The organism is uncultured Polaribacter sp., assembly GCF_947495205.1.
Taxonomy (GTDB): Bacteria; Bacteroidota; Bacteroidia; order Flavobacteriales; family Flavobacteriaceae; genus Polaribacter.
Map to the genome: position 1 here is coordinate 62,869 of NZ_CANLXV010000011.1, position 14,727 is coordinate 77,595.

Genomic DNA, 14,727 nt, shown 5'->3' on the forward strand with positions numbered 1-14,727 from the left:
CCTTAACGCGTATTGCAAACTAAAAAAGGAAGTTCGTAAAAAAATGGAATGTATTCAAACCTCACAGATTTTTAAAACTTGTGAGGTTTTTCATCATAAAAAACAAATAAAAAAATAAGCTTGTAATTATTATATTTGTTTCACTTTCAAACTAAAATCATTAAAAATGATATCTAGAAGTACCATAGACCGTGTTTTTGAAACTGCAAGAGTAGAAGAGGTTATTGGTGAATTTGTACAACTTAAAAAAGCAGGAAGTAACTTTAAAGGTTTAAGTCCGTTTGTAGACGAAAAATCACCATCTTTTATGGTATCTCCAGTAAAACAAATCTGGAAAGATTTTTCTACAGGAAAAGGTGGTAATGCCATTTCTTTTTTAATGGAACATGAACATTATTCGTATCCAGAAGCCATAAAATGGTTGGCAAAAAAGTACAATATAGAAATTGAAGAAACAGAACAATCATCTGAAGAAAAACAACAGATGAATGAAAGAGAAAGTATGTTTTTGGTATCTAAATTTGCCAAAGACTACTTTCATGAAACCATGCTAAATACCAATAAAGGTAAAGCAATAGGACTTTCTTATTTTAAAGAGCGTGGTTTTAGAGATGATACTATTAAAACCTTTGAGCTTGGTTATTGTTTAGATGAGTGGGATGGTTTTACTAAAGCAGCACTCTTAAAAGGCTACGATTTAAAATACATGGCTGCCACAGGTTTAACTATTGTAAAAGAAAACAGACAATTTGATAGATTTAAAGGGCGTGTAATGTTTCCTATACATTCTATGTCTGGTAGAATTTTAGGTTTTGGAGGTAGAATTTTAACAGCAGATAAAAAAGTAGCAAAATATTTAAATTCACCAGAAAGCGATATATATCATAAAAGTAAAATCTTATATGGTTTGTATCAAGCTAAAAAAGAAATAGCAAAACAAGACAATTGTTATTTGGTAGAAGGTTATACAGATGTTATTTCATTTCATCAATCTGGTGTAGAAAATGTTGTGGCCTCTTCTGGTACAGCATTAACTTCAGACCAAATAAGGTTGGTAAACAGACTTACCAAAAACATTACAGTTCTTTTTGATGGAGATGCAGCAGGAATTAGAGCTTCCATTCGTGGAATCGATTTAATTTTAGAGCAAGGCATGAATGTTAGAGTAGTGCAATTTCCTGATGGAGAAGATCCAGATAGTTTTGCAAAGGCACATTCTACAGAAGAATTAAAAAGTCATTTAAAAGACAATGCGCAAGATTTTATCAATTTTAAAGTTTCACTGTTATTAAAAGAGTCTAATAATGATCCTATAAAAAAGGCAGGAGTAATTAGAGATATTGTTACTAGCATTGCTAAAATTCCAGACGGTATAAAACGTGAGGTTTATATACAAGAGTGTTCTCGTATTTTAGAAATATCTGAGCGTGTTTTGTTTAGTGAGTTGGCTCAAATAATATCAAAAGGAGCGTTAGAAAAAAATAAAGCTAAGAAAAAACAAAATTTTTCTGCTCAACAAGACCCCAATGAGCCACCACCAGAATATTTTATGGCTCAAGAACAAGCGCAAATGGGTTTGGTAAAAGGTGGGCCAGTATCAACAGAAAAAATAGATCAACTTTCTATTCTAGAGAAAGAAATTATAAGGTTATTACTGCTTTTTGGTAATGAAGATGTAGAGTTTATAGAAGAAATAGAAAATATAGACGAAAATGATAGGATAATAGTAACCAACAGAAAATACAACAATAAAGTATCTGCAGAAATTTACGTGCATTTACAAGATGATGAAATTGAATTTACCAATCCTGTTTTTCAAGAAATTTATGTACAGATTATTCATCATTTAAACCAATATGAAACTATAAAAATAGACGATTTAATAAATTCTGAAAATAAAGAAATTGCTACACTTGTAACTTCTATTATCATGGAAAAAGAAAATCCTAAAATGCAGCTGAGTAAATGGGATAGTAAAAATATAGAAGTAAAAACAGATATAGAGGTTTTACAAAAAGCGGTAACAGATGTTGTTTTTAATTTACGAAGAGTGCTAATTGATAAATTAGTTACACAAGCTTTAGTACAAGGAAAGGAGTATACCACAGAAGAAAAGGAGGATATTATGAAATACAATTCTTTGAGAATTAAACTCTCAGAGAAATTAAAAAGAGTGGTATAATTTATAAATTCTTAATATTAAGTCTATAAAATTATGAATGTTAATTTTTATTACTTCTATTTATTATATTCATAAAAATTGGCTAATCTATACATATTCAGTGTGGTTAACTTTTTTTTTTATACATTTACATTAACAAAAGAAGTGTTTTAAAGTATTAAAAGTTAAATTTTGTTGATGTTTTTAAGTATGTAGTAGCGTTTAAATAACCCGTTTTTTGCCTTTAGTTAATAATAAAAGTAAAAACAGGTATTTTCCCCTGTATAGTTTTTAAGCCCAAAAATTGATTTTTTGTATATTGCACATGTTAAAAAGAAAAATAAAATCACTATGAAAAAATTACTACAAATTCTAAAAATTGTTCAGTTGTTTATTTTTTTACCTTTTGAGATCTCTAACGGATCAAAAAGAAGAGCTTATATGAGGATAAAAAAAATGATGCTTGCTGCCAATTTATTGTAAATCGAAAGAAATTTTTTAATCAAACAAAAATCCCATAAATTATTATTTATGGGATTTTTTTTATTTTAGATTTTCTGGTATTTCGCAAACAGGTATGGGTACCATTTTATGTTGATTAATTCGGTTTAATCTTTCATAAATTATAAAAACTTCTTTTTCTCTGCCTTTAAAATTCGTTTCGTTTTTACCAGCATCTTGCATTTTCATAGCCCATTCCAATTCGTCATAAGATGCACCAATTTGGTCTTCATCTGTTCTGCTATCACCAAAAAGTCCATCTGTAGGCGCTGCTGTTTGTATTGCTTTTGGCACCTTTAAAAAAGCTGCTAGTTCATAAACTTCAGATTTCATTAAATCTGCAATAGGGCTTAAATCTACACCACCATCACCATATTTGGTATAAAAACCAACACCAAAATCTTCTACTTTATTCCCTGTTCCTGCAACTAGAGCACTATTAATTCCAGCCAAATAGTATAAGGTGGTCATTCTAATTCTTGCTCTAGTATTTGCTAAAGATAAATCTACTTTTGCTTTATCTTCTATTTTAGGTATAGCCAATTTCAATTGTTCAAAAGTAGCTGTTAAATCTACGCGTGTTTCAGTAACATTAGTAAAGCGTGCTTTTAATTGTTTAATATGTTCTTCTGCTCTAGAAACTTGACTTTCTGCTTGGTGAATAGGCATTTCTACACATAGTGTTGGTAACCCTGTTTTAGCACACAAGGTAGAGGTTAGTGCAGAATCAATTCCGCCAGAAACACCTACAACAAAACCTGTTACTTTTGCGTTTTCTGCATATGTTTTTAGCCAATTTATAATATGTTTTGCAACTGCTTCAGTTTTCATGAAATAAACTATTTTAGTATTTTTAACGTTTTAATTCTATTACTAAGATACAAATTTTATGAGATTTTTTATAATGTTTTTAATGGTTTTCTTTTGTTTTTATTCTTGTAAAAAAGAAAAGAGTTTCACCGTAGATATTTCTGGTATTGATGGTTCTTTTAATTTAAGTAGGTTTGATGTTGATTTTTATAGAGCTAAACAAAAGGATTTGTTAAAATTAAAAGCAAAATATCCCTATTTTTTTCCTGAAAGTATGTTAGATAGTATTTCTATCGCTAAAATGAAAGATAAAGATGAACAAGAATTGTTTTTGGAAACTCAGAAGATTTACAAAGATTTTACGGATCAGAAAATTAAACTAAGTTCTTTGTTTAAACATATAAGATATTATAATCCAAAGTTTAAACCTCCAAGAGTAGTTACCATTTTAAGTAATGTAGATTATGAGAGTCGTGTTATTCATGCAGATAGCCTTTTGCTAATTTCTTTAGATGTTTTTTTAGGAAAAGAACATACTTTTTATAACGATTACCCTAAATATATTAAGCAAAACAACACAAAAGAACATTTAATTGTTGATGTTGCAAAAGTGTTTATTGAAGAGCAATTACAGCCAAAGGTTAACCGATCTTTTATCAGTAAAATGATTTACGAAGGAAAAAAAATGTACCTATTAGACCTTTATTTACCAGAAGTTAAAGATGTTATTAAATTTGGAACAACCGATGATAAATTTAATTGGGCATTATCTAATGAAGAGCAAATTTGGAGCTATTTTATTCAAAAAGAATTGTTGTTTAGTACAGATACTAAATTAAATAGTAGGTTTTTAGAAACAGCGCCTTTTTCTAAGTTTTATATGAAACAAGATGACTTGTCTCCTGGTAAAATTGGGGTTTGGGTTGGTTGGCAAATTGTGCGTTCTTTTATGAAACATAATGATGTATCTTTGCAAGAATTAATTAAAATAAACGAAACAGATTTGTTTTCTAAATCTAAGTATAAACCAAGAAAGTAAAGAAAATGGCAGTTAAGCACCAATCAGAAATAAAAATAAATATCGGGTTAGACGAAAATAAAATACCAGAAGAAATTTCTTGGGAGGCTAAAGATGGTGGTATCAATAATGAAGCTTCTAAAGCAGTAATGTTATCTGTTTGGGATCATAAAAAGAAAGATACCTTACGTATGGATTTATGGACTAAAGATATGCCAGTAGATGAAATGAAACAATTTTATCATCAAACATTAGTTTCTATGGCAGATAGTTTTCAACGTGCAACAGATGATCAAAAAATGAGTGCAACTATGCGCGATTTTTGTGATTATTTTGCAGAGAAGTTAGAGCTGAAGAAATAAAAAAGGAGTTGGTCTATTATATATTTCAAGTTTAAACTTTAAGTTTAACTTAAAAAAAAAGAACGTATGTAATAAAACATACGTTCTTTTTTATTTATTAAAATTCTTTATTTTATTCTAAAGAATTAGTTGGTTTAATTTCAACCCTTCTGTTTAATTGTCTACCACCAGCATTTTCATTTGAGAATTTTGGTCTAGATTCTCCAAAACCTTTCGCTTCTAATCTGCTTTGATCAATACCTTCTTTTATCATGTATTTTCTAACAGCATTAGCTCTTCTTTGAGATAAGTAAAGGTTATATCTATCACTGTTTCTATCATCTGTATGACCTTCTATCCTAAATCTAACCTCTGGTACTTTTTTCATTAAGGCAATAATTTTATCAATATTTGCAAAAGAAATATTTTGAATTTTATCACTGTTTGTTTCAAAATAGATACTTGCAGCTAACAATGAGATTTCATTACTTACAGTTTTACCTGTTGGAGCAGCTATTTTCTGTTCAGGACAACCTCTGTTTTCCAATATTCCTGGAGTTGCTGGACATAAATCTTGGTCATCCATAATTCCATCACCATCAGAATCAATATTAAGAGGACAACCTTCATTAGATTCTGGTCCAAAAACTAAAGGACATTTATCTAAATAATCTGGAATTCCATCTTTATCTGAGTCTACAGCTTTACCATTTCCATATACCATAACACCTGGAGGTGTATTAGGTTCTACATCTAGCTCATCCATAACACCGTCTTTATCGGTATCAACAATTTTAAATTTCCCCTGAGCATTTTCGCCTTCATTACCCCAAATGGTAAATACTTTCTTTTTACCTAATTTTACCACAACACCAATACTGGTTACAAAAAATGTTTCCCAATCTTGTTTGTTAGAAATTGCTGCATCTAAATGGTCTTCATAGTTAAAGTACATACCAGATCTTAATTCTAAATCTACTTTTTTACTAAGTCTTCTTTTAATACCTAATTGCGCAGACAAGTAGATAGAGCTCGCCTGGTTTTGACTATCTCTTGCTGGATTAAATCCAAAATCTACCAATTCTCTATCTGGACCGCCATTTAAATTTTTCTCAAAAAGTTGAGAATCGTATTGGTGATAACCAACACCAAAGTAACCAGCAGCGTGCCATTTGTAAGCGCTTGTTTGATATAGGTTTGTAAAACTAAATATAAGGTTTAATTCAGCACCATAAGCAGTACCTTCAAAAAATGTGTTGTCTCTAATTACTGTATTTGGTACATATAAAACTTCGTAAACGTCAGAAAAATATTGTGCACCACCAGAAATTTGTGAATATGTGGCTTTGAATTCTAAACCTAATAAAGGATTAAACATTTTGTCTACAAAAGCGAATGCTCCAAAATTGTAGAAATTTCCTAAATTCCCTGTTCCTATAGAGCGTAAATCTCCATGCATTATAAAGTTACTAACTCCTGCACCTACGGCCCAACTGTTACTGTTTTCAAGGTCTATTCTGTTACCGTAAGTAATCTCATCTGTAGTAAACTGGCTAAAGATTGACGTTGTAAACAAACAACATAAAATGGTTTTTAAAAAAAATCTTCTCATCGAATAGGTATATAGTTATTGTTTTTTTAATAAACTTATGGGGGAGAAAATTAATGTTAGCAAAAGTATAATTTTTTTTTTAATTATCTTTAATTTTTTCTAGTATAAACTGATAATCATTGTTATTAGCTACAAAATCAATTTCAGATACATTAATAATTAATACATTTAAACCTTTTTGAACATTTAAAAAATTTAGATATCCTTTTTGTATTTTATCTAAATATTTAGCCTTTATATTTTGTTCATATGGTCTTGCTCTTTTTTTAATATTTTCAAGTAATCTTTCTGTATCTTGGTAAAGGTAAATATATAAGTCTGGTTTAATAATTTCTTTATAAACCAAGTTAAACATTTTTCTATATAATATAAATTCTTCTTTAGATAATGTTACTTGTGCAAATATTAACGATTTAAAAATATAATAATCTGAGATTATGAAGTTCTTAAATAAGTTGAATTGTGCAAAATCCTCGTTGAGTTGTTGATATCTATCGATTAAAAAATTCATTTCTAAAGGAAAAGCAAAACGTTTTTTATCTTTATAAAACTTTGGTAAAAATGGGTTATCTGCAAAACGTTCTAATATTATTTTTGCATTATGGTCTTCACTTATTTTTTGAGTGAGCGAAGTTTTACCTGCTCCAATGTTGCCTTCTATAGCTATATAATTATATTTTTCTTCTAATGGTATTGGACGAATTAAAGTAGTATTAATTTTAGAAATTGTTGAAGTATCGGTACAATTTTGCAGGCATTCAACTATTTGTGCTTTTGCTACAGGATGTAATACATTTTTAGCAATTTCTGCTAAAGGAACTAGTACAAAATTACGATCCAACATTTTAGCGTGTGGAATAATTAAGTCTTTTGAAATGATAATCTGATTTTCAAAAAGTAAGATATCAATATCAATTAATCTGTTGGCATAGTTTTCTGAATGATTTCTTTTTCTTCCTAATTCTTTTTCTATTGATAAAAGAATTTTTAAAAGGTTTTCTGGAGTTTTATTGGTTTTTACTTCGATACAAATATTGTAAAAATCATTGCCAGCAAAACCCCAAGATGGTGTTTTATAAATGGAAGAAATTTTATGAATGCTACCAACTTTTTTGTCAATAGCATCAATTGCATTTTGCAGATTTTCTGATTTATTGCCTTTATTTGAACCTAAAGATAAATATGTTGTTTTTTTAATTTTCAATAGAAATTTTTATACCTACAAAGAAACAAAAAAATACAATTTTATGAATGGTGAAGGGATGCATTTTTTATGTAATTAACGTGAGTTCGACTTAACTTACACCCATATTAGGTAAAAACCTTTGAATTTTAATGCCTGGTTTCTTGTCAAGAAAAGAATAAGCAGTTAATCCAGCTATTAAATTTCCTAAAAAGTTATCAAAAGAGCGATGTCTGGAATGTTCTATTTGGCAAGTATTTTTTAATACATCGTTGACAGATTCTATGATTGCTCTTTTCCTCAAATAAACTTTATCCATAAAATCGAGTGCTTTTTTCTTCATATTTTTTCTTAATTTAGTTACTAGATGAATACCGTCAACAAACAATTTATCAAATAAATCTTTACCTAAACATCCTTTATCACCATAGATTTTTCCAAATATTTTATCGTGAAAATTTTTATTTTTAAGTGGGTATCTATCATCTACATTTGCTTTAGTAATCAGAAAATCAACAATTTGACCTTTATCATTACTAACTAAATGTAATTTAAAGCCATAGAACCAGCCTAATGTTCCATAGCTTTTCTCAGCAATTCCTTGAAACACTTTGTTTTGTTTTTCTCTTTTATAATGACAGACTTTAAGAGCTGTAGAATCAATAAAAGAAATACCAGAACATTTGCCTAAACCAAAAAGCTTTAAATAGACAGCTAATGGTTGTATTACTGATTTTTGTAATTCAACAAAACGATTATATGAAACCAAATCTGGGAAGAAATCATTCATATGTTTAGATACATAATAGAGATAAAAATGCTTTAGATTCCGATGTGATTTTAGATGAAAAATAACCATAATAGTCATTACTTCACTTTTACTCATTTTGAATTTTCTATTGCGTTTTTTAGGTAGTGAAATATCTGAAATACTGTTTTTTGTTAAAACAGCATCAAATTCTTTCATAAAATCGTCTAGATTACAAAAAATTTCAATAATTTTAAAATCGGAAATCATAAGCAGAATAATTTTAGTTGATTGAATATCAGAACCTTAATTTACTAAATTTTCTGCTTTTTTCTTATATAAATAACAACTTTCTTAAGTCGAACTCGCGTTAATTACGTATTTATTGCTGCTGTTATAGTTTTTATTTGTTTTTATTAAATCTTATAAAGTTACCTGTATATCATCAGCTGTAGTTTTATAAATATATTAATGTTCTTTGGTATTATAAAGTGTTTTGTAGTGGTGCTATTTTTATTTTTAAAAAGAAGACAAAAAGAAAGTACGTTTTATTGCAATCTTTATTATTTGTGTTTCATTGAGTTTGTTGTAACTCTGTAGTTATTTATTTGGTTGAAACAAAAAGATACTATTTGGTAGATCTAGTAGAAAATAAATAGCAGAGCGATTTATAGTATGGATTTTTTCAATTTAAAACAACAATTTATATTTTAAGAATAGAAAGTACAGCAAAAAAGGTTATTATTATAGTAGTTGTAAAAATTTAATTCTTAGTATGCAGATTTTCTGTAAAATAGAAATCAAGCGAAGTCTATGTGCTAAATGTTATGTATTCCTATTTTAAAACGAAATATTTAGGCATAAAAAAAATCGCCAAAATTAATTGGCGATTTTTATGATTGATAAAGATTTAGAAAAATTTAATCTTCTTTCTTTTCTTGTCTTGGTTTTCTGTCATCACGTCTGTTATCACGTCCACGATTATCTCTACCTCTGTTATTGTCTCTGCCACGATTGTTGTCTCTTGGTGGTCTAGCAACATAACCTTCTGGTTTTGGTAAAATAGCTTTTCTAGATACTTTTTCTTTACGAGTTCTTGGATCTAAACCAAAATATTTAACATCTAAAACATCACCCATATTAACTACATCAGAAACGTTGTCTGTGCGTTCCCAAGCTAATTCAGATACGTGTAATAAAACTTCATTTCCTGGAGCTTCTACATACTCTACAACAGCACCAAAATCTAACATTTTAATAACTTTTACTTCGTAAACGCTACCAACTTCTGGCTTAAACAACATCGATTCAATTTTAGCAATTACTGCTTCAATTCCCTCTGGTTTTGTACCTAAAATTTCAATAATTCCTTCTTCTGTTACTGGGTCTTCTGTAATTACAATAGTAGTTTCTGTCTCTTTTTGTAATTCTTGAATATTTTTACCACCTGGACCAATAAAAGCACCAATTAAATCGTTTGGTATTCTTCGATTAATCATTTTAGGAGCATGTGCTTTTACCTCTTCATTAGGATTGGCAATAGTATCTGTTAGCTTTTCTAATATATGTAAACGACCATTTCTTGCTTGTTTTAGTGCATTCACTAAAATCTCGTAAGACAATCCTTTTACTTTAATATCCATTTGGCAAGCGGTAATACCTTCTGCTGTTCCAGTTACTTTAAAGTCCATATCACCTAAGTGATCTTCATCACCTAAAATATCAGATAAAACGGCATAACGATCTCCATCAGAAATTAATCCCATTGCAATACCAGAAACTGGTCTTGTCATTTGTACACCAGCATCCATCATTGCCATTGTACCTGCACAAACTGTAGCCATAGAAGAAGAACCGTTAGATTCTAATACTTCAGAAACTACTCTTACTGTGTAAGGACAATCATCTGGTACCATTCCTTTTAATGCTCTTTGAGCTAAGTTACCATGACCAACTTCTCTTCTAGAGGTTCCTCTTAAAGGTCTTGCTTCACCTGTACAAAAAGGAGGGAAGTTATAGTGTAAATAAAAACTTTCTTCACCTTCATAAGATGGCATGTCTATTTTATTAGCTTCTCTAGAAGTTCCTAAAGTTACAGTAGCTAAAGCTTGTGTTTCTCCACGTGTAAAAATAGATGAACCGTGAGTAGAAGGTAAGTAATCTACTTCACACCAAATTGGTCTAATTTCATCTGTTTTTCTACCATCTAAACGTAAACCTTCTGCTAAAGTTAATTCTCTAACTGCATTTTTTTGAGATTTGTTAAAGTATTTACCAACTAAATCTCCATAATCTGCTAATTCTTCTTCTGTAAAAGTAGCTTTTAATGCTTCTTTTACTTCTGCAAAAGCAGTAGTACGTTCTACTTTAGAAGTTCCTTTTTTGGCAATTGCATAACATTTGTCATAAGAAAAATCGTTAATTTTTGCTTCTAAATCTGCATCTTCTCTTTCTCCTTCGTATTCTCTAGTTTCTTTTTTACCAAAAGCTTCTGCTAAACGAACTTGTGCAGCACATTGAATTTTAATAGATTCATGTGCAAACTTAATTGCATCTGCCATTTCTTCTTCAGAAATTTCATCCATTTCACCTTCAACCATCATTACAGAATCTGCAGAAGCACCAATCATCATATCAATGTCAGACTCTGCTAATTGTGCTCTACTTGGGTTAATTACAAATTCGCCATTTACTCTAGCAACTCTAGCTTCTGAAATTGGGCATTCAAAAGGAAAATCTGATAATTGAATAGCTGCTGACGCTGCTAAACCTGCCAACGCATCTGGCATTACATCTTCGTCATGAGACATTAGTTGTATCATAACTTGTACCTCACTATGGTAATCTTTTGGAAATAATGGACGTAAAACACGGTCTACTAAACGCATTGTTAATACTTCTCCATCACTTGGTCTTGCTTCTCTTTTAAAGAATCCTCCAGGATAACGTCCTGCAGCAGCAAATTTTTCTCTATAATCTACAGTCAATGGTAAAAAGTCTACGGTACCTGCTTTGTAGCTAGAAACTACTGTACATAATAACATTGCTTTACCCATTTGAACAACAACAGAACCGTGCGCTTGTTTTGCCAATTTACCGGTTTCTAATGAGATGGTTCTTCCATCTCCAAGGTCTATAACCTCTCTAAATACTTTTGGAATCATAAGTTTTTAATACTAATTTTTTAATCTGTTTGTTGTTGCGTTGTTTTGGTTTGTTGTTGTGTGTTTTTCCAATGGAAACACAAGAATTTTGTTAAGATTCTTGCTTTTTTATATAAAATCTGTTTGTTAAGCAGTCTCTATTTTTTTTAAAGTTCCGTTTTCACGGAAAAGACAATTGTCTAATTCTAAGTAAAATTCAAAACTATTGTCAATAAAAAAGAGGCACGTTTATAGTACCTCTTTTTTGTAAGAATTATTTTCTAATTCCTAATTCTTTGATTATTGCACGGTATCTTAAAATGTCTTTCTTTTTAAGATAATCTAATAAACTTCTACGTTTACCTACCATCATTACTAAAGAACGCTCTGTGTTAAAATCTTTACGATTTTGCTTTAAGTGCTCTGTTAAATGGTTAATTCTGTGCGTAAATAACGCAATTTGCCCTTCAGAAGAACCCGTATCGTTTTTTCCTTTACCGTGTTTTTCAAAAATGCTTTCTTTTACTTCTTTACTTAAGTACATGCCAATATTATTTAAATGATTTTTATGTATGCTTCAATAGTATTTCTATTGAGCGTGCAAATATAGAATTATTTTTTTGAAAATCACTGTAATATTAATTTTCAAAATCACTTATTTTGAATACATTTTAACATTTGTCTAAAATACACCAACTACAAACCAAAAGCTTGCTAAAGAATTAGTTAGTTTTAACGGTTATGCTTTTTTTATTGCTGTAGTTACTTGTAATTAAGTTTTCTAAAGATTCTATGTAATACGTCTAAATTTGTCAAGAGCCCTTTTTTTCTATTTAATCTAATGTTTTAAATAAAGTAACTCATTTAGAACAATAAGGTTAAGAGAATAAAGCAGCATTATAAAGCAACATTACAAGAAAAACAGACTTTTTACATTCCGCGTATTTAACTAACTTTTAAAGTAAAGTGGTCTTTTATGCACGAACGCATAATAATTAATAATTTTTTACATCGATTAGTGAAATATTCTTAAATCTTTTTTATTTTTATTGATAATATTTGTTTATCCGAATTTAATCTTTAATTTTGCCACGCAAATAATTGAAATACAAATGTTAAATAAATTCTATACTCGTTTCTTTTTTTACTTTTACTTTTTTAGTAAAAGGTGAGGCTTGTATATAATAAATAACTATAAAATATAAAGTCTCGATAATTTTCGAGGCTTTTTTTTTGAATTAAAATGAAAAAAATAATCGCCATACAAGGAGCACAAGGCTCTAACCATCATAAAGTTGCCATAGACTTTTATGGAGAAGATATACAATTAATAGAATGTATGTCTTTTGATGCTTTGGTGGCTAGTTTGTTAGACAAAAGTGCAGATTTAGGTGTTATGGCTTTAGAAAATACCATTGCAGGTTCTATTATACCAAATTATGCATTAATTGATGCCAATAATTTGCATATGACTAATGAGGAGTATTTAAATATTCATCATCATTTAATGGCTTTAAAAGGGCAAACTATTGCAGATATTAAAGAAGTTTGGTCACATCCAATGGCCTTATTACAATGTAAGGAGTTTTTTAAAAAATACCCACACATTAAGTTAGTGGAAGATGTAGATACTGCAGAAGTTGCCAAAAGAATTGCAAAAGAAAACTTAAAAGGAATTGCTGCAATTGCACCAAAAATAGCCGCAGAAATTTTTGGTTTAGATATTTTAGAAGATGAAATTCAGACCATAAAAGAAAATTCTACAAGATTTGTAATTGTACAAACAACAAAACCAGCAGTAAATGAAACTGTGAACAAGGCTTCTTTAAAATTTCAATTAGATCATAAAAGAGGAAGTTTAGCAGCTATTTTAAATGTGTTGAGTGATTGTAAAATGAATTTAACCAAAATACAATCTTTACCAGTAATAGAAACACCTTGGAAATATTCTTTTTTTGTTGATGTTACTTTTGAAGATTACAAAGAATATAAAAAAGCAATAGCCATTATAGAAATAATGGCAGCAAAATTTAAGATTTTAGGAACTTATAAAAACGGAAGAAAGTGATTAAACCTGCCAAAAGATTAGACACAGTAAAAGAATACTACTTTTCTAAAAAATTAAGAGAAGTTAGGGGTTTAATAGCAGCAGGTAAGCCAATTATTAATATGGGTATTGGTTCGCCAGATTTACAACCTCCTGCAAACGTTATAACTGCAATTTCTAGTAGTTTAGCAGATGCAACTGCGCACAAATACCAATCTTACCAAGGTTTGCCAGAATTAAGAGCTGCCATTGCAACTTTTTACAAAAATAAATTTTCTGTAGATGCAAATCCAGAGAATGAAGTTTTACCATTAATGGGAAGTAAAGAAGGTATTATGCATATTTCTATGGCTTTTTTAAACGAAGGCGATAAAGCATTAATACCAAACCCAGGTTACCCAACTTATACATCTGTAACCAAATTAGTAGGCGCAACACCGTTGTTTTACAATTTAAGTGAAGCTACAAATTGGCAACCTAATTTTGAAGAACTAGAAAATCAAGATTTAACAGATGTTAAAATTATGTGGGTAAATTATCCGCACATGCCAACAGGTACAAATGCAACTTTAGCAACCTTAGAAAAGTTAGTTGCTTTTGGTAAAAAACACAATATTTTAATTATAAATGATAATCCGTATAGTTTTATTTTAAACGATAAACCTACTAGTATTTTACAAGTAGCAGGCGCAAAAGATATAGCTTTAGAGTTAAATTCTTTAAGTAAAACCTTTAATATGGCAGGTTGGCGTGTAGGAATGTTATTAGGTAATGCAACTTTTATAAATGAAGTTTTAAAAGTAAAATCTAATATGGATTCTGGTATGTTTTACGGCATACAAAAAGGAGCTATTAAAGCTTTACAATTGTCTAACGATTGGTTTTTATCGCAGAATAAAGTTTACGAAGAACGCAGAAAATTAATTTGGCAGTTGGCAGATAAATTAAACGCAGTTTATGATAAAAATGCAACCGGTTTATTTGTTTGGGCAAAAATTCCTGAAGGAAAAAAATCTGAAGAAGTTACAGATGCAGTTTTATATAACAAAGATATTTTTATAACTCCAGGAACCATTTTTGGTTCACAAGGAGAAGGTTACATTCGTTTTTCGTTGTGTGTAACATCAGAAATCATAAAAGAAGCAATTAGTAGATTCGAATAA

At 29.5% G+C, this 14,727-nt stretch carries 11 protein-coding genes; 5 read left to right on the forward strand and 6 right to left on the reverse strand.

Annotated features, from left to right (window positions below; genetic code table 11):
- Window positions 1-166 precede the first annotated feature (166 nt).
- On the forward strand, window positions 167-2,182 hold the full coding sequence (gene dnaG / locus Q0762_RS11335) for a DNA primase (RefSeq protein ID WP_298767012.1): 2,016 nt from the start codon (window positions 167-169) through the stop codon (window positions 2,180-2,182).
- 522 nt (window positions 2,183-2,704) lie between these two features.
- Here the strand turns inward: dnaG and nadE are convergent.
- The gene (gene nadE, locus Q0762_RS11340) at window positions 2,705-3,493 is read right to left on the reverse strand and encodes an NAD(+) synthase (RefSeq protein WP_298767013.1); all 789 of its coding nucleotides are present in this window, start codon (window positions 3,491-3,493) and stop codon (window positions 2,705-2,707) included.
- A gap of 58 nt (window positions 3,494-3,551) precedes the next feature.
- Here nadE and gldB point away from each other — a divergent pair, with 58 nt between their 5' ends.
- Window positions 3,552-4,511: a gliding motility lipoprotein GldB gene (gene gldB / locus Q0762_RS11345; protein ID WP_298767014.1), complete on the forward strand. Its 960-nt coding sequence runs from the start codon at window positions 3,552-3,554 to the stop codon at window positions 4,509-4,511.
- 5 nt (window positions 4,512-4,516) lie between these two features.
- Window positions 4,517-4,852 (forward strand): gliding motility protein GldC, encoded by a 336-nt coding sequence (gldC, locus tag Q0762_RS11350; protein WP_298767015.1) that lies wholly within the window; start codon window positions 4,517-4,519, stop codon window positions 4,850-4,852.
- Window positions 4,853-4,964: 112 nt separating this feature from the next.
- On the opposite strand, the gene Q0762_RS11355 is transcribed toward gldC, so the two are convergent.
- From Q0762_RS11355 to rpsO, 5 genes are all read right to left on the reverse strand, one after another.
- Window positions 4,965-6,443 carry an OmpA family protein gene (locus tag Q0762_RS11355; protein WP_298767016.1) on the reverse strand — a complete coding sequence of 493 codons (1,479 nt, stop codon included), beginning with the start codon at window positions 6,441-6,443 and terminating at the stop codon, window positions 4,965-4,967.
- Between the two features lie 79 nt (window positions 6,444-6,522).
- Entirely contained in the window at window positions 6,523-7,647 is a 1,125-nt protein-coding gene (gene folK, locus Q0762_RS11360; protein ID WP_298767017.1) for a 2-amino-4-hydroxy-6-hydroxymethyldihydropteridine diphosphokinase, read from the reverse strand.
- 91 nt (window positions 7,648-7,738) lie between these two features.
- A complete protein-coding gene (locus tag Q0762_RS11365; protein WP_298767018.1) occupies window positions 7,739-8,644 on the reverse strand; it encodes an IS982 family transposase in 906 nt (301 codons plus the stop codon).
- A 650-nt stretch (window positions 8,645-9,294) separates the two neighbouring features.
- On the reverse strand, window positions 9,295-11,538 hold the full coding sequence (locus tag Q0762_RS11370; RefSeq protein WP_298767019.1) for a polyribonucleotide nucleotidyltransferase: 2,244 nt from the start codon (window positions 11,536-11,538) through the stop codon (window positions 9,295-9,297).
- A 253-nt stretch (window positions 11,539-11,791) separates the two neighbouring features.
- Complete coding sequence (rpsO, locus tag Q0762_RS11375; protein WP_298767020.1) at window positions 11,792-12,061, reverse strand: 30S ribosomal protein S15; 270 nt, start codon at window positions 12,059-12,061, stop codon at window positions 11,792-11,794.
- A gap of 699 nt (window positions 12,062-12,760) precedes the next feature.
- On the opposite strand from rpsO, the gene Q0762_RS11380 reads away from it, so the two are divergent.
- Complete coding sequence (locus tag Q0762_RS11380) at window positions 12,761-13,585, forward strand: prephenate dehydratase (protein WP_298767021.1); 825 nt, start codon at window positions 12,761-12,763, stop codon at window positions 13,583-13,585.
- Window positions 13,582-14,727, forward strand: a complete 1,146-nt coding sequence (locus Q0762_RS11385) for an aminotransferase class I/II-fold pyridoxal phosphate-dependent enzyme (RefSeq protein ID WP_298767022.1) — start codon at window positions 13,582-13,584, stop codon at window positions 14,725-14,727. The genes Q0762_RS11380 and Q0762_RS11385 overlap by 4 nt, the downstream gene beginning before the upstream one ends.

What these genes read in the sequence shown, in the direction of transcription:
- dnaG (WP_298767012.1), top strand. Translation starts at nt 167, where the DNA reads ATGATATCTAGAAGTACCATAGACCGTGTTTTTGAAACTGCAAGAGTA.
- nadE (WP_298767013.1), bottom strand. Translation starts at nt 3,493, where the DNA reads ATGAAAACTGAAGCAGTTGCAAAACATATTATAAATTGGCTAAAAACA.
- gldB (WP_298767014.1), top strand. Translation starts at nt 3,552, where the DNA reads ATGAGATTTTTTATAATGTTTTTAATGGTTTTCTTTTGTTTTTATTCT.
- gldC (WP_298767015.1), top strand. Translation starts at nt 4,517, where the DNA reads ATGGCAGTTAAGCACCAATCAGAAATAAAAATAAATATCGGGTTAGAC.
- Q0762_RS11355 (WP_298767016.1), bottom strand. Translation starts at nt 6,443, where the DNA reads ATGAGAAGATTTTTTTTAAAAACCATTTTATGTTGTTTGTTTACAACG.
- Q0762_RS11365 (WP_298767018.1), bottom strand. Translation starts at nt 8,644, where the DNA reads ATGATTTCCGATTTTAAAATTATTGAAATTTTTTGTAATCTAGACGAT.
- Q0762_RS11370 (WP_298767019.1), bottom strand. Translation starts at nt 11,538, where the DNA reads ATGATTCCAAAAGTATTTAGAGAGGTTATAGACCTTGGAGATGGAAGA.
- rpsO (WP_298767020.1), bottom strand. Translation starts at nt 12,061, where the DNA reads ATGTACTTAAGTAAAGAAGTAAAAGAAAGCATTTTTGAAAAACACGGT.
- Q0762_RS11380 (WP_298767021.1), top strand. Translation starts at nt 12,761, where the DNA reads ATGAAAAAAATAATCGCCATACAAGGAGCACAAGGCTCTAACCATCAT.